The sequence below is a fragment of the Acidovorax sp. YS12 genome (assembly GCA_021496925.1).
Taxonomy (GTDB): domain Bacteria; phylum Pseudomonadota; class Gammaproteobacteria; order Burkholderiales; family Burkholderiaceae_C; genus Paenacidovorax.
In genome coordinates this window covers 2,448,638-2,470,150 of sequence record CP053915.1, presented here as the reverse complement: position 1 = coordinate 2,470,150, position 21,513 = coordinate 2,448,638, and the positions used below count along the sequence as shown (strand labels likewise).

The following is a 21,513-nucleotide window of genomic DNA, read 5'->3' as shown; positions in this document are numbered from 1 at the left end:
CACCATAGCGAGCGTGCGTGAATGATGCGGGGGCGCCGCCTGCCGATAATCGCTGCAACGACAAAAGAAGCACATGAAGGCCCCGTTTGCCCGCAGCTCCGCGGGGCAGTGTCGCGGCCGATGGAGGTAAGCATGGGATTTTTCAGCCGCCTGTTCCAGCCCAGGCCCGATGGGCAGCCCGTGGCGGACGATTGGACCTCGCTGCCCGACAGCCAGGCCAGCGAGCTCGTCCTGATGGACGAGGAAGCGGTGCGCCTCATGGCGGAGTTCGACATCGACTCCGCCATCGCCAGCCACGAGCGCTGGCTGCCCTGGCTGTCCCAGGCGCTGCAGGGCGTGCCCGACGAGCGCCTGCGCCCCGAGGTGGTGCGCGACGACAACTGCTCCGAACTCGGCCAGTGGCTGCATGGCAACGGCCGCACCGCGCTCGGGCATTTTCCCGCCTTCGACATGCTGATGCGGCGCAACCGCTACTTCCACCAGCAGGCAGCCATGATGCTGCTGCACGCCGAGGCAGGCGAGGCGCAGCTGGCCGAGCAGGCCTTCAAGGGCTGCCAGCACGCCTCGCGCCAGGTGCTGCTGCTGCTCAAGGAGCTCAAGCGCGGCCTGGCGGCCAGCCGCCGCCGTCCGGCGGCTCTCAGTCGCGCGTGACGCGCAGCACTTCCTCGCGGCTGGTGATGCCGGCGGCGATCAGGCGCTCGGCGTCCTGGCGCATCAGCGCCATGCCGCCCGCCATGGCCTGGGCGCGGATGTCGGCTTCCGACGCCTGGTTGTGGATCTGCGCGCGGATGGCATCCTGAACCACCAGCAGCTCGAACACCCCGGTGCGCCCGGCGTAGCCGGTGTGGCCGCAGTGTTCGCAGCCCGCGCCATGGCACGGGCCGCAGTACTTGCGCACCAGGCGCTGCGCCAACACCCCGAGCAGCGACGACGACAGCAGGAACGGCTCCACGCCCATGTCCGTCAGGCGCGTGATGGCGCTGGTGGCGTCGTTGGTGTGCAGCGTGGCCAGCACCAGGTGGCCGGTGAGCGACGCCTGGATGGCGATCTGTGCGGTCTCGAAGTCGCGGATCTCGCCGATCATGATCACGTCCGGGTCCTGGCGCAGGATGGCGCGCAGCGCCTTGGCGAAGGTCAGGTCGATCTTGGCGTTCACCTGTGTCTGCCCCACGCCCGGCAGCTCGTACTCGATCGGGTCCTCCACCGTCATGATGTTGCCCTGCGTCGCGTCCATGCGCTGCAGCGCGGCGTACAGCGTGGTGGTCTTGCCCGAGCCCGTGGGGCCGGTCACCAGGATGATGCCGTGCGGCTGCACCACCAACTGCTCGAAGCGCGCCAGCGTCTCGCCCTGCATGCCCACCGATTCCAGCGTGAGCTTGCTCTCGCTCTTGTCCAGCAGGCGCAGCACGGCGCGCTCGCCGTGCGCGCTGGGCAGGGTGGAGACGCGCACGTCGATGGCGCGCGTGCCCAGGCGCAGGCTGATGCGCCCGTCCTGCGGCAGGCGCTTTTCGGCGATGTCCAGGTCGGCCATGATCTTCAGGCGCGAGATCAGCGCCGCGTGCAGCGCGCGGTTCGGCTGCACCACCTCGCGCAGCGTGCCATCGACGCGAAAGCGCACGCTCGAATGCCGCTCGTAGGGCTCGATGTGGATGTCGCTCGCGCCGTCGCGCGCCGCCTGCGTCAGCAGCGCGTTGAGCATGCGGATGATGGGCGCGTCGTCGGCGGTTTCCAGCAGATCCTCCACGGCGGGCAGCTCCTGCATCATGCGCGAGAGGTCGGCGTCGCTCTCGACCTCGCTCACCACCATGGCCGCGCTCGACTCGCCTTGCGCGTAGGCCGCGCTGATGCGCTGCGCCAGCGAGGGCGCGTCCAGCGCCTGGAACTGGCGCACGGGGTACTTGCGCAGCACTTCCGACAGCGCCTGCAGCGACTCGGTGCCGGGCTGCGTGCCGTGCCAGAGCAGGAGCTGCTGGCCGTCGTCCTCCAGCAGCAGTTGCGCGCCGCGCGCGAAGGCATAGGGCAGGGGGTAGCGCATGGGCGGGGGCTCAGTTCGGGGGCAGCGGCGTGTGCGGGGCCGTATCGAAGGGGGTTGCCGGTGTCGGCACGGGCACGGGCGCCGGTGCGGTGCCCGCCTGGGGCTGCGAGGTCAGCATCCTGGGCGGCATGCCGGCGTCGCCGCGCATGGCAGGCAGCACCGGGGCTTCGGAGACGCCGCGCAGCATCACGCGGTCTTCCGGCTGCGTGTTCTGCTGCAGCGCGCGGATGGCCTCGTAGCGGTCGAGCATGAGGGCGTCGCTGACGTGCGTGTCGCGTACGACGATGGGGCGCAGGAACACCATCAGGTTGGTCTTGGTGCGCTTGCGGTTCTCGCTGCGGAACAGGTTGCCGAACACGGGGATGTCACCCATCACCGGCACCTTGTCCTCGCCCTGGGAGTAGTCGTCTTCCAGCAGGCCGCCGATGACGATGATGCCGCCGTCCTCGACCAGCACGTTCGACTCGATGGAGCGCTTGCTGGTGGTCGCGCCGTTGGGGTCGTTGCGCGTGGAGTCGTCGATCTTCGACACCTCCTGGTACACCGCGAGCTTGACGGTGCCGTTCTCGTTGATCTGCGGGCGCACCTTGAGCACCAGGCCCACGTCCTTGCGCTCGACGGTGTTGAACGGGTTCACCGTGCCGCTGGTGCTCGTGGCGTTGGCGTACGACCCGCTCAGGAACGGCACGTTGCTGCCGATCAGGATCTTCGCTTCCTCGTTGTCCAGGGTCAGCAGGTTCGGGGTCGAGAGCACGTTGGCCTCGCCGCTGTTCTGCAGGAAGTTGGCCAGCGCGCCCAGGTAGTACTGGCCGTTGATGCGCGGCGCCAGCCCGATGTTCAGGCCGCCGCCGATCGAGCTCAGCGGGTTGGTGGCAGTGGTTCCGGTGCCGGTGGCCACGCCGGCCAGGGCGCCGGTCAGGGTGATGATGTTGCCCCCGGCCACGCCGGAGTTGGTGCCGATGGCGCCGAGCACGCCGTCGTTCTTGCTGCCGAACGCGCCCTGCCACTGCACGCCGAACTGGGCCAGCTTGTTCGACTTGACCTCGACGATCATGCTCTCCACCAGCACCTGCGCGCGGCGGCCGTCGAGCTTGTCGATCACGGCGCGCAGCTGGCGGTACAGCGGGTCGGGCGCGGTGATGATGAGCGAGTTGGTCGACGGGTCGGCCTGGATGAAGCCCCCCGTGGACGGCTGGTTGCTGGTGCTGGCGCTGGTCACCGAGGCGCCGCTGCCCAGCCCCGCCGAGCTGCCGCCGCCGAGCGCGCTGCCGTTGTTCGACAGGCCCGTCCCCTGGCTGGCGGAGGTGCTGGCCGGCAGCGCCGAGGCCAGGCCGCTGGCGCTGCTGGCGCCGCCGCCCCCTGCGCTGGCCCCTCCCATGGCGCCCATGGCGGCGCGCAGCGTGACGGCCAGCTTCACCGCATCGGCGTTCTTCAGGTACACCACGTGGATGTTGCCCGTGGCCGCGCTGCTGCCGGGCGCCGCAGGCTGGTCGAGCCGGGCCACCAGCGAGCGGATCTGCGCCACGCGCGCCGGGTTGGCGGCGCGCACCACGATGGCGTTGCTGCGCGGCTCGGCCAGCAGCGTGGTCTTGAACGAGGTGTCGCTCTGGCCCGGCGCGGCGGCGGCGCCTCCGCCCGTGGCCGTGCCGCCTTCCACCAGGCGCGTGAGCAGCGGCAGCAGGTCGCTGGCCACGGCGTGGTGCAGCGGGATGATCTCGACGTCGGTGGCGTTGGCCACGTCCATGGCCGCGACGATGCGCGCGATGCGCTGCAGGTTGTCGGCGTAGTCGGTGATGACGAGCGAATTGTTGCCCGGGTTGACGTTGATGGTGTTGTTCGGGCTGATGAGCGGGCGCAGCACCGGCACCAGGTTGTTGGCGTTCTCGAAGTTGAGCTTGAAGATCTGCGTGGCGATCTGCCCGCCCTGCAGCGTGGTGCCGGTGCCGCCCTGCGACACGCCCACGCTGCCGGCCTGCAGCTTGGCGTCGGCCTCGGGCACGACCTTGTACAGCCCGGCCGCCTCGACCACGGTGAAGCCCTGCAGGCGCAGCGCCGCCAGGAACTGGTCGAACGCCACGGCCGGCGGCACGGGGCGCTCGGCCACCAGGTTGATCTGGCCCTTGACGCGCGGATCCACCACCACGTTGCGCCCGGTGATGGTGGCCATGGTGCGCGCCACGGCTTCGATGTCGGCATTGGCGAAATTCAGCGTCACCGGCTCGGCGGCGGCCATGGGTGGCGCGGCGGCCTTCCTGGCCTTCTTCGAGGGTTCTGCATGAATTTGGCCGCTAGCGCTTGCCAGCAAAACGCCAGCAGCTATCGAATGCAGAGCAAGCCGGAGAATGCGCGGGGTCTTGGAGAGCATGTGGATCAACCCAGGGAGATGACGGAGCGCGGTCCCGCGCGCCGTCCGATGATGTTGAGCAGGTTGGACAGCTGCGCCTCGTGGTCGGGCGCGGCGCTGGCCTCGCCCGTGAAGCGCAGGCGCTGGCCCACCCACTGGCCGCTGCCGCTGAGCAGCAGCAGCCCTTCGAGGGTTTGCAGCGTGAGCGTGGGCGCGGCGCCGCCCGCGAGCAGCAGGCGGTAGCTGCCCATGGGGCGCAGCGTAGACAGGCGCGAGGACATGGCCAGCATGTCGAGTTGCGCTTGCCCGGTCATTTGCAGGCGTCCGGCGGCCCACTCCAGCGCCAGGGCCTGCGTGTGCAGGGCCAGGCGCCCTTGGGGCTGCAGGGTGTTCCAGGGCGTGCCCAGGCCGGTGAGCACGCTGGCCGGCCATTGGCTCTGGCTGTCGGCCACGGCCACCGTGGCGCCGCCCCAGCGCGGGGCGACGGTGATGTGCAGCGGCGCGCGTGTGCAGCAGTCGGCCTGCAGCGCCACCCCCAGGCCCGCGCCCGCGGGGCGCAGGCGCCACTGCAGCCGCCCGGGCAGGGCGATGCGGTCCTGGCTCTGCGCGCCGCCGGTGAGCACGAGCTGGGCCGAGCCGGTCCACACCGTGCCGCGCGCCTGCGCCAGCAGCACCTGGCCGCCGCTGGCGCGCGCCAGGCCGTGCGCCAGCCACTGTGCCGGGGCGAAGGCCACGAGCGCGCCCAGCGCGCCCAGCAACGCGCCGGCCAGCGCCCAGCCGCGCGGCGAGCGCGGCGCCTGCGGGCGCGGGCGGGGGGCGGTGCGTGCCGTCACGGGGCGCGGCCTTTTTCGGCGGGGGTGGGCAGCGACAGCACCAGCGTGCCATTCCAGCGCGCCTCGCCCGCCGCCGGCGCCGCGCGGGCGGCGTCGGCGCTCTGCGTCAGCCGGGCTTCGAGCGGCGCGGCGTGGGCGTTGCTGCGGGCCTGCGCCAGCCACTGCGCCAGCACCGAGGCGCTGGCGCCCTTGAGCGTGACGGTGGCGCGGTCGCCGGTGAACTGGATCTGGGCCGTGTCGCCAAGCTGCTGCGCCAGCGTGTTCTGCAGGCTGCGGCGCGCATCGGCGGCGCGCACTGGCGGGGCATCGTGCAACTGCTGCGCCTCGGCCTGCAGCGCCTGCATGCGCTGCAGCTGGGCGTCGAGCGCGGCGTGGCGCGCCGGGGCGGCGCGCAAGGTCTGCAGCGCGGGCGCCAGCAGCAGCCACCACAGCAGCGCGATGGCCAGCAGTGCGCCGGCTGCCAGCACCAGGTTCTGCTCGCGCGGCGCCAGCGCTTTCCAGCGGGCCTGCAGCGGGGCCAGGGCATCGGTGGGCTTTGCGGCACTCATTGGCCGTCCTCCACGCGCACCACGAGGGCGCCGTCATCGGGCTGCGCCCGGTAGCCCGCCGTGGCCAGGCGCTCCTGCAGCGTGGCCAGGGCGTCGCTCTCGGGGTCGATGCCGCGCAGGCGCAGCGTGCCGTTGGCGTATTCCAGCGCCTGCGGACGCGCGCCCGGCAGGGCCGCCTGCAGTGCCTGGCCGGTGGCGGCCATCATGGGCTCCAGGTCGCCGGGCCCGAGGCTGCCGGCCGTCTGGCGCAACAAGGCAAGTTCGCGTTCCATCTGCACCGGGGCGTCCGCCACCACCTTGACCTGGGGGAAGGTCTGCGTGAGCACGCCGCGCACGCTGGCCTGCTTTGCCGCGAGCGACTGGCGCTCCTGCCAGGCCCAGGCGTTCAGCCCCACCAGGTGCGCGGCTGCCAGCAGGCCCAGGGCCCAGCGCGCGGCGCGCCACTGCGGCGCGCGCAGCAAGGCGCCGGCCAGGCTGCCCGATTTGCGCAGCAGCCGTGCGCGTCCCCGGCTGGCCAGGTCGAGCTGGGCCAGGTCCCAGGCGCCGCGCGCGGCGCGCAGCGCGCGCTCGCCCGCCGTGGCCAGGGCCACGGTGCGGCCCAGCGTCTGTTCGGCCAGTGCCGCCACGGCGGGGTCGGCCAGCACGGCGGGCGGTTCTTCGTCCGCCGCCGTGGGCGCCAGCAGCGCGGGCGCGGCCGCCAGGGGCAGCAGTGCCACGCCCTGCCCGGCCCCGAGGCCGGTGGCCAGCAGCCAGGCGGCGTCGGGCGTGCCCAGCGCGCAGTAGGTGGGCGTGCCGCCTGCGAGCGGCGCGAATTCGGGTACCACGCGCGCCACCGGGCGGCCCGCCGCCTCCAGCAGCTGCAGGTGCTGCTGCAGCCAGGCGCGGTCGCATACGGCGACCCAGGCGGCTTCGCCCGCGCGGGCGCCGGGCTGCAGCGCGAAGTGCAGTTGCGCCGGGTCGTCGAGCAGGCGGTCTTCGAGCAGGCCTTCGAGCACGGCGCGCAGGCGCGGGGCGTTTGCCAGGGGCAGGTTCTGCGGCAGCGTGACGCGCTGCCACGACAGCGCCTGCACGGGCACCACGGCCACGGTTTCGCCGGCGCGCCCGGGCGTGGGCAGCAGCGCGGGCGCGGCGTTGCCCTGGCGCTCGATCTGGTGGCCATCGGGGCTGACCAGGTAGCCGAAGGAGGTATGGGGCCCCGGCGGTGCGGGGGGCAGGATCAGGAGGAGGGTGCTCATGGGCGGTGTGCGGGCGATTCTAGGGGAGCGCCTTTGTCTCGGGGCGCGCCTTTACCTTGCCGGGCCCAGCACGCTGCCGGGCACGGCGGGCGGCAGGGCGCTGCGCTGGCGCCACAGCACGAAGACCTGGCCGTTGCGGCGCTGCACGAGCGAGCGCTCTTCCACGGTGGTGCCGTCCAGGCGCAGGCGCCCGCGCACCTCGAAAAAGCTGGTGCTGGTGCCGATGGCGTTGCTGTCCTGGAACTCCCAGTTGGCGCCCAGCGCCTGCTTGACGTCTTCCACGGTGCGGAAGTAGCGCGACTCGCGCGCCTGCACCAGCCGCAGCGCGCCGGCCTGGTCCAGCCCTTCGATGGCGGCCCACAGCACGTCGGCGCTGGCGGTGTTGGCGTTCACCGGCGTGGCCATGGGCAGCAGGGCGACGTGCGGCGCGAGCCGGGCGACGCTGAGCGGCGAGAGGCCGAGCCAGCCGAGCTGGTCGGGCGTGGGCGGCAGCAGGGGGGCGTCGTTGCCGGTGCCTTTGTAGGCGTGGCGCAGGCCGTCCACCAGCAGGTTCAGCTCCTGCGCGGGCAGGCCCAGGCGCTCGAACAGGCGGGCGAGCTGGCGCTGCGCCGCCTTGGCCTGGGTGTCGTCGCCCAGCAGGTTGCGCAGGTTCAGGCGCGCCTGCATGTCGGTGATCTGGCCCGAGAGGAAGGCGTTGGTGGTGTCCACGCTGGCGTCGTCGAACTGGGCGACGTTCTTGTCGGCGGCCAGGAAGGTGGACAGGCGCGCTTCCTCCAGCGGCACGGCCCAGGGTTCTGCCAGGTGGTCGGCGCTGCTGCCGCGCCCGTCCTCCACCAGGATGAGGCGCGACCAGTCGAGCGCGCCCAGCAGCAGCCAGCCCGACTGCACGCGCGTGCGCTCGGCGCTTTCCACCTCGACGGCGCGCCACTGCTGCCACAGCGCGGCGGCGGCGAATGCCGCCACCAGGGTGACGGTGAGCATGGCCGCGAGCAGCGCGGCGCCGCGTTGGCGGGGCGCGGTCATGGCTGCCGGTCCCGCACCACGGGGTTGAACCAGTCGCGCGCCAGCGGGCCGGCCAGGCCGGGCCCGGGGGGCAGCGTGATTTCGAGGCGGATGCCCTCGGGCAGCGCGGCGCCGGGGTCGCTGGCCGTGCCGGCCTGGTTCTGGCCGCTGCTGGACTGGGGGTTGGTCCAGGCGCCGTCGCGGTAGAACAGCAGGCGCCATTGCGCCAGCGGCAGCAGCGCCACTTCGCCGCGGCGCTCGGCGTCGCCGGGGTTGCGCGCCCACTGGGCGGCGGTCTGCCAGGCCTGCTGCCATTGCGCCAGGGTGCGCAGCGGGGGCGACTGCCAGCGCAGCCACAGGTCGGTGCCGCCGACGTTGCGCCGCGTCCAGGCCACCACGAGGGCGCCCGGGTCGGGCCAGAGGCTGGCGCGGCGCGTCAGGCGCAGCACCTGGCCGTCCCAGTCGATGGGGGTGGTGTGCAGCAGCGGCTGCAGGGCGTCCAGGTCGGCGTCCCACTGGGCCAGGGTGGTTTGCAGCACCAGATGGGCCTCGGCGCGCGCGCGGGTCTGCTCCTGGGCGCGCACCATGCCGTCGAGGCCGCGCCAGCTCAGGAGGGCGATCAGCGCCATCACGGCAATCGCCACGAGCAGCTCGATGAGCGTGAAGCCACGGGCGCGGGTCATTCAGCGTCCCTGGATGGTGGAGATGCGCAGCACCGGGTAGCCTTCGGCGAACACCTGGGCATCGACGCGGCGGAACAGCGGATTCGGCGTGGGGCGCACGTGGATCTGCAGCGCGAACGCCTGCCCGGCCTGCTCGCAGGTCTGGTCCATGTCGCCGATGGCCGGCATCTGGCGCAGCAGGCGCAGTTGCGCCAGCGCGTTGTCGGCGCACAGCTGGGCCAGCAGCACGTCGCTCTGGCGCGTGGCGTTGCGCGTCAGGGCACCCGTGGCCTGCAGCCCGGCCATGAGGGCGATGGCGGTGATGGCCAGGGCCACCATGACCTCGATGAGCGTGAAGCCGTGCGGGCGGCGCGCGGTCACTGCAGCGCCTCGGCGGTGAAGGGGCGCAGCCCGTCGGTGGCCACGCGCAGTTGCCGCCCTGGCAGGTCGGCCAGGGTGAGCACCACCTGCTGTGGGGCGATCAGGGGCTCGGGGCCCAGCACCAGCACCGGCGTGCCCAGCGCCTGCGCGGCGGGGTCGAGCCAGTCCTGCGGCAGTTGGCCCGGGGCCAGTCCGTCAAAGCGGAAGCCCTGTGCCTGCACGCGCCAGCGTACCGGCACGCCGCTGGCGCGCGACTGGGCGCGGGCGGCTTCGAGCAGCGCGGCCAGGCGCTCGCCCTCGCGCTCCAGGCGGTGGGTGCCGCCGTCGCGCAGCGCCAAGCCGACGCCGGCCGTGGCCAGGGCGATGATGCTCAGCACGACGAGCAGTTCCAGCAGCGTGAAGCCCCGGATCGTCCGCGGTGAGTTGGTACGAATTTGATAGCTGCCAGCGCTTGCTGGATAAGGGATGGAGGCCGATTTGGCTTGTATTCCTGCCGCGGTCACTGCCAACTGCCGATGTCGCTGTCCTTGCCTTCGCCGCCGGACTGGCCATCCGCGCCGAAGGACATCACGTCCACGGCGCCCTTGATGCCTGGGTTCAGGTACTGGTACGGGCGGCCCCAGGGGTCGTTGGGGAGCTTTTCCAGGTAGGGCTTCCAGTTGCCGGGAATGGGGCCGCTGGTGGGTTTGGCCACCAGCGCCTGCAGGCCCTGCTCGGGCGTGGGGTAGCGCTGGTTGTCCAGGCGGTACAGCTTGAGCGCCTGCATGATGTTGGTGATGTCGGTGCGCGCGGCGGTCATGCGGGCATCGTCGGTGCGCTCCAGCACGTTGGGCACGATGAGCGCCGCCAGCACGCCGATGATGACCAGCACCACCATCAGCTCGATCAGGGTAAAGCCCGCCGCGAGGCGCGCGCGCAGCGTGGGCGCGGTGCGGGCGGTGGCCAGGAGGCGTTGGGCCGTCGTGTGAGCGGTCATGCGGGCAGGGGGGCGGAGGGAGAGGGTCACGGCAGGGTCGGGGGTGTGGTGGTCGGCGTATCCGGTCAATCATAATCGCGCGCTATGGCAACCGCTTCGCTCCCTTCCTCCCCGCAGTCCGGCGCCGCCTGGGGCCTGCGCCTGGCCACTTTCGCGCTGTGGGTTCTGGCGGGGGCCAGCCTGGTCTACTGGGGCCTGCGCCTGACGCAGCGGCCCTTGCCGCCCGCGGCGGCGGCGGCCCCTCCCGCCGTGCCCGCGCCGGACGCCCAGGCGCTGGGCGTGCTGTTGGGTGTGCTCAGCGCCACGGCGGTGGCGGCGGCCACGGCGCCCGAGGCCGTGCCCGCGAGCCGCTTCGCCCTGGTGGGCGTGGTGGCCGGGCGCCGCAGTGGCGGCGGCGCGGCGCTCATCGCCGTGGACGGCAAGCCGCCCAAGCCGTACCGCGTGGGCGCGCAGGTGGAGCCGGGCCTGGTGCTGCAGAGCGTGGGCGCGCGCGAAGCGCACCTGGGCGCGGCGCTGGGCGGGCCGAGCACGCAGGTCTTGTCCATGCCGGTGCCGCCGGGCGGGACGGCGGCGCAGCGCTAGATTCCTAGATATCCCACACCTGCCATGCACCAAAGGCGGGCGCGGGCATGTCCCATTCCGAGGCAGCGGGCCAGGTGTGCGCCGGTGCGCGCAGCAGCCAGTGCACACAGCGCGCCACGCCTGCGTGGGTGATCCAGGCTTCGCCTCCCCCGTTGCCGCGCGCAGCGGCCAGCGCGCCCTGCACGCGCTGCAGCAGCACGGCCAGGCTTTCACCGCCGCCGGGGCGGTAGTGGGCGAAGTCCGCCGTCCATGCGTCGTAGGCGGCGGGGGCGATGGCGTCCCAGCGCTGCCCCTCCCAGGCGCCGAAGTCCAGCTCCGCCAGCCGCGCATCGGTGGTGCAGGCCAGATCGGGCCGCAGCCCTTGCAGGGACTGCGCAAGCTGCTCGCATCTTTGTAGCGGTGAGGCGCGCAGGCGCACGCCGGCAGGCAGCGCGGCGGCCAGGGCTTCGGCGGCGGCAGTGGTAGCGGCGGCATCGGCCGCCACGTTCAGGCGGCCGTAGCAGGTGCCTGCGGGCACCAGGGGCGTGGCGTGGCGGGCCAGCCAGAGCTTCACAGGTATCCGAGCGCCAGGGCCGCGCCGAGGTAGAAGGCGATTTCGCCCACCTGCTGCGTGGCGCCCAGGCAGTCGCCGGTGAAGCCGCCCAGGCGGCGCGCGAACAGGCGCCGCATGCGCCAGGCGGCGAGCAGGCTGGCGGCCATGCCTGCTCCTAGAAAGAGAGCTGCTGGCGCTTGATGGATAAGGCATAGAGCCGGAAAACACCATAAACATGCAGCCGCCAGCGCGGCGCCGCTGATCTGGTCAGCCAGCGGCTTGCTCTTGGAGCGCGCGGTGTCGCCCACGTGCGGCAGGCTGCGCACGATGAACAGCGGCCACAGGCGCGAGAGCACGTGCGCCGCCGCCAGCGCCGTCAGCGCCGCCGCCAGGCTGTGCGTGCCCAGCAGCGCCAGCAGTGCGCACTTGGCCAGCAGCGCCAGCACCAGCGCCAGCGTGCCGTAGGCGCCGATGCGCGAGTCCTTCATGATGTCGAGCGCGCGCTCGGTGTCGGCGCTGCCGCCCAGGCCGTCGGCCACGTCGGCCAGGCCGTCCTCATGGAAGCCGCCGGTGAGCAGCACCGTGGCCACCGTGCAGCCCACGGCCGCCACGGCGCTGGCCCAGGGGCTGGGCGCGAGCAGCAGCGCCAGCGCGGCGTAGCTGGCCGCGGCCACGGCGGCGGCGATCCAGCCCACGCCGGGGAAGTGCGCGCTGCTGGCGCGCAGCATGGCCGGGCTGTAGCCCACCCAATCAGCCAGCCGCCCGGTGATGGGGATGCGCGTGAAGAACTGCACGGCCAGCAGGTAGTGGCGCAGGGCTTGCATGCTCTTGTTTTGATAGCTTCTGGCGCTTCCCCCGTAAGGGCTAGTGCCTATTTTGTTTGTAGAAACAGGCGGTAGGCAGGGTTCTGCGTTTCCTCGGCATACGGGTAGCCGAGCGTGGCCAGGAAGGCGTCGAACGCGGCCGAGTCCTCGGGCGGCACCTGGATGCCGACGAGGATGCGGCCGTAGTCCGCGCCCTGGTTGCGATAGTGGAACAGCGAGATGTTCCAGCTCGGCTGCATCAGGCTGAGGAACTTGAGCAGCGCGCCGGGGCGCTCGGGGAACTCGAAGCGCAGCAGGCGTTCGTCCTGCGCCAGCGGCGAGCGCCCGCCCACGAGGTGGCGCAGGTGTTCCTTGGCGAGTTCGTCGTGCGTCAGGTCCAGCGCCTCGAAGCCCTGGCGCTGGAAGGTCTTGGCGAGCTTTTCCGACTCGCCCTTGCCGTGCGCGGTCAGGCCCACGAACACGTGGGCGCGCGCGCTGTCGCCGATGCGGTAGTTGAACTCGGTGACGTTGCGCGGGCCGCCAGGCAACTGGCCGATGAGCTCGCAAAAGCGCCGGAAGCTGCCGCGCTCCTCGGGGATGGTGACGGCCAGCAGCGCCTCGCGCTCCTCGCCCACCTCGGCGCGCTCGGCGACGAAGCGCAGGCGGTCGAAGTTCATGTTGGCGCCGCACAGGATGGCGGCGTAGGTTTCGCCCTTGGTCTTGTGCTGCGCCACGTACTGCTTGATGGCCGCCACGGCGAGCGCGCCCGCGGGCTCGACGATGCTGCGCGTGTCCACGAAGATGTCCTTGATCGCGGCGCACACGGCGTCGGTGTTGACGGTGACGTAGCCGTCCACCAGTCCCTGGGCGACGCGGAAGGTCTCCTCGCCCACGAGCTTGACGGCGGTGCCGTCGGAGAACAGGCCCACGTCCTGCAGCGTCACGCGCGCGCCCGCCTGCACGGACTGGACCATGGCGTCGGAGTCGTTCATCTGCACGCCGATCACCTTGATCTCGGGGCGCACGGCCTTGATGTAGTTGGCCACGCCGCTGATCAGCCCGCCGCCGCCGATGGCGACGAACACCGCGTCAAGCCGCTGGCTGCCCAGGCTTTGCAACTGGCGCAGGATTTCCATGGCGATGGTGCCCTGGCCGGCGATCACGTCCGGGTCGTCGAAGGGGTGGACGAAAGTGAGCGACTGCGCCTGCTGCAGCTCGAGCGAGTGCTGGTAGGCATCGGTGAAGCTCTCGCCGGCCAGCACCACCTCGCCGCCGAGCGCCTGCACGGCGTCGATCTTGACCTGCGGCGTGGTGGTGGGCATGACGATCACGGCGCGCACGCCGAGCTTGCGCGCGCTCATGGCCACGCCCTGCGCGTGGTTGCCGGCCGAGGCGCAGATCACGCCCTTCTGCAACTGCTCGGGCGGCAGTTGCGCCATCTTGTTGTAGGCGCCGCGCAGCTTGAAGCTGAACACCGGCTGCTGGTCCTCGCGCTTGAGCAGCACCTTGTTGTGCAGGCGCCGGCTCAGGGCGCGCGCCGGCTGCAGGTCGGACTCCACGGCCACGTCGTACACGCGCGCCGTGAGGATTTTCTTCAGGTAGTCGAACGGGGAAAGGGGCTGGGTCATGGTGGGCGCCATCATAGGACGGGCGATGGAGCGCCCAGGAAAGCCAAAAAAAAGCCCCGAGCCGTGAGGCTAGGGGCTGAATCCACCGTTAGAGGAGGTGGAGGAGACAAACGGCGCACAGACTTGCTGTGCATGGAGGCCATTGTAGCGCGGCGATGTTGCATTGCAACATTAGGAAGCCATATCCCCACAAGGGTCTGTTTTTTTGCTGCAATCACGCTCCCTTATCGCTCAGTCAGAGAAAGACCTCTTATGGAATGCACAGTCAGCTGGACCGGCGCGAGCGGCACGCGCTCGGGCATGGGCTTTGTCGCCGAAACCGGCAGCGGCCATGTCCTGGCCATGGATGGGGCGCCCGATGCAGCCAAGCCCGAGCTAGGTGGCCTGAATCTTGCTCCTCGTCCCATGGAGACGCTGCTGGCCGGCACCGGGGGGTGTACCGCGTACGACGTGGTGCTGATCCTGCGCCGCGGGCGCCACGATGTGCGGGGCTGCAGTGTCAAGTTGACGTCGGAACGTGCCGATACAGAACCGAAGGTATTCACCAAGATCCACATGCACTTCACCGTTACGGGCAAGGGTGTTCCGGCCGCCGCCGTGGAGCGGGCCATCGCCCTGAGCCATGAGAAATACTGCTCCGCCAGCATCATGCTGGGCAAGACGGCGCAGATCACCACAGGCTTTGATCTGATCGAGGTCTGAGGGCCGGACCGGCGAGGGGGCGAAAAAGCGTCCACAGGCCCGCGTCGCCACATCAGTGAAAACCCCCTGGTGCAGGGGGTGGCCTGTATGTTGCACCACAACAACGAAATGCGCCGTTGAATGCACCAGCGAGGGGATTTCCTTTGCGAAAGAGGGTGGCGTCTGGTGCAATGGGGGGAACTTCCCCATCAGGAGGTTGGCCCGGGACCGGCGGGGCATGTCAGTGCCGCACCCACAACGCCGTCGGCGCCCTCTAGTTAAACCTTGGAGTACTTGCAATGAAAAAATCCCTGCTCGCCCTGGCCGTGCTGGCCGCTTCTGGCGCCGCCATGGCCCAATCTTCCGTGACCCTGTACGGCGTGGCCGATGCTGGCGTGACCTACGTCAATGGTGACAAGAACTGGTCCGGCGTGACCTCCGGCAACAACCTGACCAGCCGCATCGGCTTCCGCGGCGTGGAAGACCTGGGCGGTGGCCTGAAGGCCAACTTCCGTCTGGAAGCAGGTCTGAACCTGGACAACGGCGACGGTGCTTCCGGCTACGCTGGTGCCAAGGCTGGTGATGGCCTGGCATTCAAGCGTCAATCGACCGTGGGCCTGGAAGGCGGCTTCGGTGAAGTGCGTCTGGGCCGCGAACTGACCGCTGCCTACAACGCTACCGCCCGCTACGACGTGTTCGGTTCCGTGGGTATCGCCCAGTCCCGCCTGTGGGCAGACGGTGGCGTGACCGATACCGGCGCTTACAACACGGCTCGTACCACCAACCAGCGCGTGAGCAACGCCGTGACCTATGTGTCGCCCAACTTCAGCGGCTTCAAGGCTGCTGTGAACTACGGCTTCGGCGAAGTGGCTGGCGCTAACAGCGATCGCCAATACCTGGGCGCTGGCCTGACGTACGACAACGGCCCTCTGAGCCTGGGTCTGGGTCTGGAGCGTCTGAACAAGGACACCGCTACCAACTCGGGCAAGATTTCCGTTTGGAGCCTGGGCGGTTCGTATGACCTGGGCGTGGCCAAGATCCTGGCTGGCTACCGCGATTCCAAGGGTGAGCGCGGCGCCATCGGCGACGACAAGACCAAGGGCTACATGCTGGCTGTGACCGCTCCTGTGGGCCCTGGCCTGGTGCGCGCTGCGTTCAACCGCTATGAATACACCCCCGCTGGCGCTGCCAAGCTCAAGGCTGACCAGTTCGCCGTGGGTTATGTGTACGGCCTGTCCAAGCGCACTTCTGTGTACGGCACCTACGCTTACCTGAACAACAAGGACTACAACGGCACCAATGCCGTGATCCCGTCGCTGGGTGCTGGCGTGCTGAAGGACAGCGGCAAGCAGCAAGGCTTCCAAGTGGGCGTGAGCCACTCCTTCTAATGCCAGGCTGGCGTGAGCCAGCTTGTCTTGGAAACACAAACCGCTGCACGCGTGCAGCGGTTTTTTTATTTGGGAATCTGTCGCGTGCGTGACTGCGTTCGGGGTTAACCCCTGTGGCAGGAATGCGATAAGCCCTTGCCCGGATTGTGTCGGTTTTTAACAATCAAGGTTCCCCGCCCCCTGTCAAAAAACACGATTTGGCCGCAGGGCCTCCTTGGGAGGAATTTTTAGTGCGGTGAATCTAACGGTATTGCATGGTTCGGAGCGGTTCATTTTTAGAATGGCTGCGAATTCTGAAACCGGTTATCAATCCTAGAGGAGTTTATCTAATGCAGAAGAACATTATTGTGGCAGCCCTGGCCCTGTGCAGTGCCGGTGTGGCAATGGCCCAAACCAGCAAGGTGGAATTGTGGGGTATCGTGGATGCCGCTGTGCGCCACACCAATAACGAAGGCGTGGATCAGAAGAGCAAAACCCAGATGATTGGCGGCGGTATGTCGCAAAGCCGCTGGGGCATCAACGTCACGGAAGACCTGGGCGGCGGCAATACGGCGCTGGTGGTGCTGGAAAACCGTTTCGATGCCGATGCCGGAAATTCCGCCGCGAACGCGCCTTTCTTCCAGTTGGCTCACGTGGGCTTGCAAACCCCCTATGGCCGTTTGACCGCTGGCCGCCAGTGGAACGTGCTGTTCGATGTGGTGACCAGCACCTACGCCTCGTTCCCCTATTCGCCCTACATGGAAGCCTACAAGCCCGAGCTTGGCATGGCCATGGGTGCGCGTACCAGCAATATGCTGAAGTACACCTTCGCCACGAAGGACCGCAGCCTGGTCGGCTCGCTGCAGTATTCGTTTGATGAAAACAACGATACCAAAGATATCGAGGCAGGTTTCCCTGGTAACGCGGCCCAATTGCCGGCCTTGATTGGTGCCAAGGCGCTGAGCACCATCAATGGCGGCGCATGGAAGACGGTCGGCGGCTATCTGCGCTACGCCCCTGGCAACGGTCTGGCTGTCGGCGGCGGCTATCTGCGTAGCACGCTGCCCGGCGGCACCGATGTCGATGCGTGGACCCTGGGTGGTTCGTATCGCACCGGCCCCTGGTATCTGACGGCTGGCTACGGCTTGAACAAGGCCAAGTTCACGGCTGCAGGTGCCAATCCCATCCAGACTATTCGCAATCAATTGGATGGTGCGATTCTGGGCGTGTTCTGGGCCGGTCAGACCAACGGCGGCTTCGTTCCGGGTGATGCCGACAAGCGCCAGATGGTCAAGCTGGGCGTGGGCTACCAGGCCACGCCGCAGCTCAACGTGGGCCTGCACTACTTCCACGGCAAGCAGTCCGGCTCGGCTACCGGCCTATCCAACGGCAAGGCTAATTTCGTCGTGGCCGTGGCCGACTATGCCTTCAGCAAGCGCACCGATGCTTACGTCGGTATCGACAACACGCGCCTCAGCGGCGGCGACAACATGTACTTGGACACTGCCAGCAAGGCCCGCAGCCGCACCGGCTTCACCATCGGCCTGCGCCACCGCTTCTGATCCCCGGGCAGCTTGGCTGCCTGCCTCTGGAAAAAGCCCCTGCTCGCAGGGGCTTTTTTTCTGGGCGTTTTCCCCGGGCGAACGAGCTACGCCAGGGACGCTGTGCCTGCTAGCATGGGAGCGGTTGCATTGCCTCGCCTCCCATGCTCGCTTTCATCCTCCGCCGTTTGCTCCAGGCGGTGATCGTGATGGTCACCGTGGCCTTTCTGGCCTTCCTGCTATTCCAGTTTGTGGGCGATCCCGTGTTGATCCTGCTCGGCCAGGACGCGACGCCGGAGCAGGTGGCTGCGCTGCGCGCGGCCTTGGGGCTGGACCGTTCGTTTGTCGTGCAGTTCGGCCATTTCCTGTGGAACGCCGCACAAGGCGAGTTCGGCATCAGCTTGCGCCAGGGCGCGCAGGTGTCGCGCCTGATCGCCGAACGCTTCCCGGCGACGCTAGAGCTGGCGCTGGCGGCAGCCGTGCTCGCGCTGCTGGTGGGCATTCCGATGGGGGTGTATGCGGCGCTCAAGCGTGGCACGTTTACCAGCCAGGTGTTCATGGCGCTGTCGCTGCTCGGCGTGTCGTTGCCCACGTTCCTGATCGGCATCCTGCTGATCCTGGTGTTCTCGGTCACGCTGGGCTGGTTCCCGAGCTTCGGCCGGGGCGAGGTGGTGCAACTGGGCTGGTGGAGTACCGGGCTTCTCACGGCGAAGGGGTGGCACCATCTTGCGCTACCCGCCGTCACCCTGGCCATCTTCCAGCTGACGCTGATCATGCGCCTGGTGCGCGCCGAGATGCTGGAAGTGCTGCGCACCGACTACATCAAGTTCGCGCGGGCGCGCGGGCTCACTGACCGGGCGATCTACTTCGGCCATGCGCTCAAGAACACGCTGGTGCCGGTGCTGACCATCACCGGGCTGCAGCTCGGCGGCCTGATCGCCTTCGCCATCATCACCGAGACGGTGTTCCAGTGGCCTGGCATGGGGCTGCTGTTCATCCAGGCCGTGACCTTTGCCGACATTCCGGTGATGGCGGCCTACCTGTGCCTGATCGCGCTGATCTTCGTCGTGATCAACCTGGTGGTGGATTTGTTGTATTTCCTGGTCGATCCGCGCCTGCGCGTCGGCCGGGCGGGAGGACATTGAGATGCAGGCTCCGCGCTTCAAGGCGGGCGGGCGGGCGTTCGCCCAGATCGCCCAGTTTCATCCTGAACTGACGGCGCTGCGCCGCGACCTGCACGCGCACCCAGAGCTGGGTTTCGAGGAGCACTATACGGCCGCCCGCGTCAAGGAGGCGCTGCAGGTCTGTGGCGTCGATGAGATCCACGAAGGCATTGGCCGCACCGGCGTGGTGGCAGTGGTGCGCGGGCGCGGGCAGTCCAGTGGCTCCATGCTCGGCCTGCGTGCCGACATGGATGCATTGCCCATGACCGAACACAACGACTTCGCCTGGAAGTCGTGCAAAAGCGGCCTGATGCACGGCTGCGGGCACGACGGCCATACGGCCATGCTGGTGGGGGCGGCGCGCTACCTGGCGGCCACACGCCATTTCGACGGCACGGCCGTGCTGATCTTTCAGCCGGGCGAGGAGGGCTGCGCGGGCGCGCGCGCAATGATCGAGGACGGGCTGTTCGAGCGTTTCCCCGTGCAGTCGGTCTACGCCATGCACAACTGGCCTGCCATGAAGTCCGGCACCGTGGGGCTGAACGGCGGCGCCATGATGGCAGCTGCCGACCGCATCACCATCGAGGTCACCGGCCGCGGCGGCCATGGCGCGCATCCGTACCAGACGACGGACGTGATCCTGGCGGCGGCGCACATCGTCACCGCGGTGCAGAGCATCGTGGCGCGCAACGTGCGCCCGCTCGACAGCGCCGTCATCAGCCTGTGCGCGGTGCAAGCGGGCGACCTGGGTGCCTTCAGCGTGCAGCCCGGCAGCGCTACGCTGGTGGGCACGGTGCGCAGCTTCGACCCTGTGGTGCAGGACATGGTCGAGGCCCGCCTCAAGGAACTGTGCAGCGCCGTGGCCCTGGGCCTGGGCGTCACCGCCGCCGTGCGCTACGAGCGCATGTACCCGGCCACCATCAACACCGAAAGCGACGCGCGCTTCGCTGGCGACGTGGCCGAGTCCATCGTGGGCGCCGAGAACGTAGTGCGCGACCTGGAGCCGAGCATGGGCGCCGAGGATTTCTCCTTCATGCTGCAAAGCAAGCCCGGCGCCTACCTGCGCCTGGGCCAGGGCAACGGCGTGGGCGGCGCGGCGCTGCACAACAGCCGCTACGACTTCAACGACGAAGTGCTGCCCCTGGGGGCGGCGCTGCATGCGGGCCTGGTCGAGCAGGCCATGCCGATGGTGGAGGTTTGATGGAAAAAGTGCCTGAAACGCAGAACTGGCAAGCGCTGGCAGCTACTGTTTCAGGAGTTTTTGGCCTGCGTTGAATGCCTGTGGAAACCCTGGATGAAAAACCCCCTGCACCGCTGGCTCGACAGTGACATGGGCCACAGCCTGCGCGCTTCGCCCCTGGCCATGGGGGCGGCCTGCGTCGCGGCCGTGTGCGTGTTCTGCGCGGTGTTCGCGGGCTGGGTGGCGCCGCACAATCCGTTCGACCTTGCCACGCTGGAGCTGTCGGACGCGCGCCTGCCGCCCGCGTGGAGCCCCGAGGGCTCGGCCAAGTACCTGCTCGGCACCGACGACCAGGGGCGCGACATTCTCTCGGCGCTGATCTACGGCACGCGCATCTCGCTCATCGTGGGCCTGGCCGGCGTGGCGCTGTCGCTGGCGATGGGCGTGGCGCTGGGCCTGCTCGCGGGCGCCACGGGCGGCTGGGTGGACGCGTTGCTGATGCGCGTGTGCGACGTGGTCTCGTCCTTCCCGGCGATCCTGGTGGCGCTGCTCATCGCGGGCGTGGCGCGGGCGCTGTACCCCGGCGCGCCGGAGGGCATTGCCTTCGGCGTGCTCATCCTGGCCATCGCGTTCGCCGGCAGCAATGGCTGGGTGCAGTACGCGCGCACCGTGCGCGCGAGCACCATGGTCGAGCGCGGCAAGGAGTACGTGCAGGCCGCGCGCGTGACCGGTGTGCCACCTGCGCGCATCATGTTCCGCCACATCCTGCCCAACGTCACCGGCCCCGTCACGGTGCTGGCCACCATCCAGGTGGCCACGGCCATCATCACCGAGGCCACGCTGTCCTTCCTTGGCGTGGGCGCGCCGCCCACCTCGCCCTCGCTGGGCACGCTGATCCGCGTGGGCAACGATTACCTGTTCTCGGGCGAGTGGTGGATCACCGTCTTCCCCGGCATCATGCTGGTGCTGATCGCGCTGTCAGTGAACCTGCTGGGCGACTGGCTGCGCGATGCGCTCAATCCACGGCTGCGCTGACATGGCATTACTCGAAGTCCAGAACCTCGTTGTCGAATTCCCCACCCGGCGTGGCGTGCTGCGCGCGCTCGACGGTGTTTCCTTTGCCATCGCGCCGGGCGAGATCCTCGGCGTGGTGGGCGAATCGGGCGCGGGCAAGTCGCTCACCGGTGCGTCCATCATCGGCCTGCTGGAGCCGCCGGGGCGCATTGCCGCGGGGCAGATCCTGCTGGAAGGCGAGCGCATTGACCACCTGCCGCACGCGCAGCTGCGGCGCATTCGCGGACGGCGCATCGGCGCCATTTTTCAGGACCCGCTGACCTCGCTGAACCCGCTCTACACCGTGGGCCAGCAGCTTGTCGAGACCATCCAGACGCACCTGCCGGTGAGCGCCGCCGAGGCGCGCCAGCGCGCCGTGCAACTGCTCAAGGACACGGGCATCCCGGCGGCGGAGCAGCGCATCGGCCACTACCCGCACCAGTTCAGCGGCGGCATGCGCCAGCGCGTGGTCATCGCGCTGGCGCTTGCCGCCGAGCCGCAGCTCATCGTGGCCGACGAGCCCACCACGGCGCTCGACGTGTCCATCCAGGCGCAGATCATCCAGCTGCTCAAGAGCATCTGCAAGACGCGCGGCGCGGCCGTGATGCTCATCACGCACGACATGGGCGTGATCGCCGAGACCTGCGACCGCGTGGCGGTGATGTACGCCGGCCGCATCGCCGAAATCGGCCCGGTGCACGACGTCATCAACCACCCCGCGCACCCCTATACCGCGGGGCTGATGGCGGCCATTCCCGACATGGAATCGGAGCGCGACGCGCTCTACCAGATCGACGGCGCCATGCCGCGCCTGGACGCCATTCCCCCGGGCTGCGCCTTCAATCCGCGCTGCCCGCGCGGCTTCCAGGCGCGCTGCCGCACCGAGCGCCCGGAGTTGATCGCTGCGGGCCCGACCCAGGCCGCGTGCTGGCTGCACGACCCGGCGAGCGGGGTGACCGCATGAGTA

The 21,513-nt window shown here is 69.6% G+C and carries 21 protein-coding genes; 9 read left to right on the top strand and 12 right to left on the bottom strand.

Going from position 1 to position 21,513, the window contains the following annotated elements; genetic code table 11:
- Positions 1–132: 132 nt before the first annotated feature.
- Positions 133–651 carry a CZB domain-containing protein gene (locus YS110_11285; GenBank protein ID UJB65291.1) on the top strand — a complete coding sequence of 173 codons (519 nt, stop codon included), beginning with the start codon at positions 133–135 and terminating at the stop codon, positions 649–651.
- Here YS110_11285 and tadA read toward each other — a convergent pair.
- From tadA to gspG, 9 genes are all read right to left on the bottom strand, one after another.
- The gene (tadA, locus tag YS110_11280) at positions 638–2,035 is read right to left on the bottom strand and encodes a Flp pilus assembly complex ATPase component TadA (protein UJB65290.1); all 1,398 of its coding nucleotides are present in this window, start codon (positions 2,033–2,035) and stop codon (positions 638–640) included. The two genes, YS110_11285 and tadA, sit on opposite strands and share 14 nt — an antisense overlap.
- Positions 2,036–2,045: 10 nt before the next feature.
- Complete coding sequence (gspD, locus tag YS110_11275; GenBank protein ID UJB65289.1) at positions 2,046–4,400, bottom strand: type II secretion system secretin GspD; 2,355 nt, start codon at positions 4,398–4,400, stop codon at positions 2,046–2,048.
- A 5-nt stretch (positions 4,401–4,405) separates the two neighbouring features.
- Positions 4,406–5,797: a type II secretion system protein N gene (gspN, locus tag YS110_11270; GenBank protein UJB65288.1), complete on the bottom strand. Its 1,392-nt coding sequence runs from the start codon at positions 5,795–5,797 to the stop codon at positions 4,406–4,408.
- Positions 5,757–6,995 carry a general secretion pathway protein GspL gene (locus tag YS110_11265; protein UJB65287.1) on the bottom strand — a complete coding sequence of 413 codons (1,239 nt, stop codon included), beginning with the start codon at positions 6,993–6,995 and terminating at the stop codon, positions 5,757–5,759. The genes gspN and YS110_11265 overlap by 41 nt, the downstream gene beginning before the upstream one ends.
- Positions 6,996–7,046: 51 nt before the next feature.
- A complete protein-coding gene (gene gspK / locus YS110_11260) occupies positions 7,047–8,018 on the bottom strand; it encodes a type II secretion system minor pseudopilin GspK (protein ID UJB65286.1) in 972 nt (323 codons plus the stop codon).
- Positions 8,015–8,680: a prepilin-type N-terminal cleavage/methylation domain-containing protein gene (locus tag YS110_11255; GenBank protein ID UJB65285.1), complete on the bottom strand. Its 666-nt coding sequence runs from the start codon at positions 8,678–8,680 to the stop codon at positions 8,015–8,017. Before YS110_11255 ends, gspK begins: the two co-directional genes overlap by 4 nt.
- The gene (locus tag YS110_11250; GenBank protein ID UJB67428.1) at positions 8,681–8,998 is read right to left on the bottom strand and encodes a type II secretion system protein; all 318 of its coding nucleotides are present in this window, start codon (positions 8,996–8,998) and stop codon (positions 8,681–8,683) included.
- Positions 8,999–9,036: 38 nt separating this feature from the next.
- The gene (locus YS110_11245; protein ID UJB67429.1) at positions 9,037–9,474 is read right to left on the bottom strand and encodes a prepilin-type N-terminal cleavage/methylation domain-containing protein; all 438 of its coding nucleotides are present in this window, start codon (positions 9,472–9,474) and stop codon (positions 9,037–9,039) included.
- Between the two features lie 65 nt (positions 9,475–9,539).
- Positions 9,540–10,016: a type II secretion system major pseudopilin GspG gene (gspG, locus tag YS110_11240; protein UJB65284.1), complete on the bottom strand. Its 477-nt coding sequence runs from the start codon at positions 10,014–10,016 to the stop codon at positions 9,540–9,542.
- An 84-nt stretch (positions 10,017–10,100) separates the two neighbouring features.
- Here gspG and YS110_11235 point away from each other — a divergent pair, with 84 nt between their 5' ends.
- A complete protein-coding gene (locus YS110_11235; GenBank protein ID UJB65283.1) occupies positions 10,101–10,598 on the top strand; it encodes a general secretion pathway protein C in 498 nt (165 codons plus the stop codon).
- A 4-nt stretch (positions 10,599–10,602) separates the two neighbouring features.
- On the opposite strand, the gene YS110_11230 is transcribed toward YS110_11235, so the two are convergent.
- The 3 genes from YS110_11230 to ilvA are packed head-to-tail and all read right to left on the bottom strand — an operon-like array spanning position 10,603 to position 13,561.
- Positions 10,603–11,151, bottom strand: coding sequence for a histidine phosphatase family protein (locus YS110_11230; protein UJB65282.1), 549 nt, complete (start codon positions 11,149–11,151; stop codon positions 10,603–10,605).
- Positions 11,148–11,954, bottom strand: coding sequence for an adenosylcobinamide-GDP ribazoletransferase (locus YS110_11225; GenBank protein ID UJB65281.1), 807 nt, complete (start codon positions 11,952–11,954; stop codon positions 11,148–11,150). The genes YS110_11230 and YS110_11225 overlap by 4 nt, the downstream gene beginning before the upstream one ends.
- Positions 11,955–12,001: 47 nt before the next feature.
- A complete protein-coding gene (ilvA, locus tag YS110_11220; GenBank protein ID UJB65280.1) occupies positions 12,002–13,561 on the bottom strand; it encodes a threonine ammonia-lyase, biosynthetic in 1,560 nt (519 codons plus the stop codon).
- 252 nt (positions 13,562–13,813) lie between these two features.
- Here ilvA and YS110_11215 point away from each other — a divergent pair, with 252 nt between their 5' ends.
- From YS110_11215 to YS110_11185, 7 genes are all read left to right on the top strand, one after another.
- Complete coding sequence (locus YS110_11215) at positions 13,814–14,263, top strand: OsmC family protein (protein UJB65279.1); 450 nt, start codon at positions 13,814–13,816, stop codon at positions 14,261–14,263.
- A 278-nt stretch (positions 14,264–14,541) separates the two neighbouring features.
- Positions 14,542–15,630, top strand: coding sequence for a porin (locus YS110_11210; protein UJB65278.1), 1,089 nt, complete (start codon positions 14,542–14,544; stop codon positions 15,628–15,630).
- Between the two features lie 329 nt (positions 15,631–15,959).
- Positions 15,960–17,171 (top strand): porin, encoded by a 1,212-nt coding sequence (locus YS110_11205; GenBank protein UJB65277.1) that lies wholly within the window; start codon positions 15,960–15,962, stop codon positions 17,169–17,171.
- A gap of 143 nt (positions 17,172–17,314) precedes the next feature.
- On the top strand, positions 17,315–18,295 hold the full coding sequence (locus tag YS110_11200; protein ID UJB65276.1) for an ABC transporter permease: 981 nt from the start codon (positions 17,315–17,317) through the stop codon (positions 18,293–18,295).
- Position 18,296: 1 nt separating this feature from the next.
- Complete coding sequence (locus tag YS110_11195; protein ID UJB65275.1) at positions 18,297–19,514, top strand: amidohydrolase; 1,218 nt, start codon at positions 18,297–18,299, stop codon at positions 19,512–19,514.
- Positions 19,515–19,607: 93 nt separating this feature from the next.
- The gene (locus YS110_11190; GenBank protein UJB65274.1) at positions 19,608–20,528 is read left to right on the top strand and encodes an ABC transporter permease; all 921 of its coding nucleotides are present in this window, start codon (positions 19,608–19,610) and stop codon (positions 20,526–20,528) included.
- A 1-nt stretch (position 20,529) separates the two neighbouring features.
- Complete coding sequence (locus tag YS110_11185) at positions 20,530–21,510, top strand: ABC transporter ATP-binding protein (protein ID UJB65273.1); 981 nt, start codon at positions 20,530–20,532, stop codon at positions 21,508–21,510.
- Positions 21,511–21,513 lie beyond the last annotated feature (3 nt).

Bases quoted from the DNA above. Each gene is read 5' to 3' on its own strand.
- tadA (UJB65290.1), bottom strand. From the start codon at position 2,035: ATGCGCTACCCCCTGCCCTATGCCTTCGCGCGCGGCGCGCAACTGCTG.
- YS110_11190 (UJB65274.1), top strand. From the start codon at position 19,608: ATGAAAAACCCCCTGCACCGCTGGCTCGACAGTGACATGGGCCACAGC.
- YS110_11250 (UJB67428.1), bottom strand. From the start codon at position 8,998: ATGGTGGCCCTGGCCATCACCGCCATCGCCCTCATGGCCGGGCTGCAG.
- YS110_11215 (UJB65279.1), top strand. From the start codon at position 13,814: ATGGAATGCACAGTCAGCTGGACCGGCGCGAGCGGCACGCGCTCGGGC.
- gspK (UJB65286.1), bottom strand. From the start codon at position 8,018: ATGACCGCGCCCCGCCAACGCGGCGCCGCGCTGCTCGCGGCCATGCTC.
- YS110_11200 (UJB65276.1), top strand. From the start codon at position 17,315: ATGCTCGCTTTCATCCTCCGCCGTTTGCTCCAGGCGGTGATCGTGATG.
- gspN (UJB65288.1), bottom strand. From the start codon at position 5,797: ATGACGGCGCCCTCGTGGTGCGCGTGGAGGACGGCCAATGAGTGCCGC.
- YS110_11265 (UJB65287.1), bottom strand. From the start codon at position 6,995: ATGAGCACCCTCCTCCTGATCCTGCCCCCCGCACCGCCGGGGCCCCAT.
- YS110_11235 (UJB65283.1), top strand. From the start codon at position 10,101: ATGGCAACCGCTTCGCTCCCTTCCTCCCCGCAGTCCGGCGCCGCCTGG.
- YS110_11285 (UJB65291.1), top strand. From the start codon at position 133: ATGGGATTTTTCAGCCGCCTGTTCCAGCCCAGGCCCGATGGGCAGCCC.
- ilvA (UJB65280.1), bottom strand. From the start codon at position 13,561: ATGACCCAGCCCCTTTCCCCGTTCGACTACCTGAAGAAAATCCTCACG.
- YS110_11255 (UJB65285.1), bottom strand. From the start codon at position 8,680: ATGACCCGCGCCCGTGGCTTCACGCTCATCGAGCTGCTCGTGGCGATT.
- YS110_11185 (UJB65273.1), top strand. From the start codon at position 20,530: ATGGCATTACTCGAAGTCCAGAACCTCGTTGTCGAATTCCCCACCCGG.
- YS110_11195 (UJB65275.1), top strand. From the start codon at position 18,297: ATGCAGGCTCCGCGCTTCAAGGCGGGCGGGCGGGCGTTCGCCCAGATC.
- gspD (UJB65289.1), bottom strand. From the start codon at position 4,400: ATGCTCTCCAAGACCCCGCGCATTCTCCGGCTTGCTCTGCATTCGATA.
- YS110_11210 (UJB65278.1), top strand. From the start codon at position 14,542: ATGAAAAAATCCCTGCTCGCCCTGGCCGTGCTGGCCGCTTCTGGCGCC.
- YS110_11205 (UJB65277.1), top strand. From the start codon at position 15,960: ATGCAGAAGAACATTATTGTGGCAGCCCTGGCCCTGTGCAGTGCCGGT.
- gspG (UJB65284.1), bottom strand. From the start codon at position 10,016: ATGACCGCTCACACGACGGCCCAACGCCTCCTGGCCACCGCCCGCACC.
- YS110_11225 (UJB65281.1), bottom strand. From the start codon at position 11,954: ATGCAAGCCCTGCGCCACTACCTGCTGGCCGTGCAGTTCTTCACGCGC.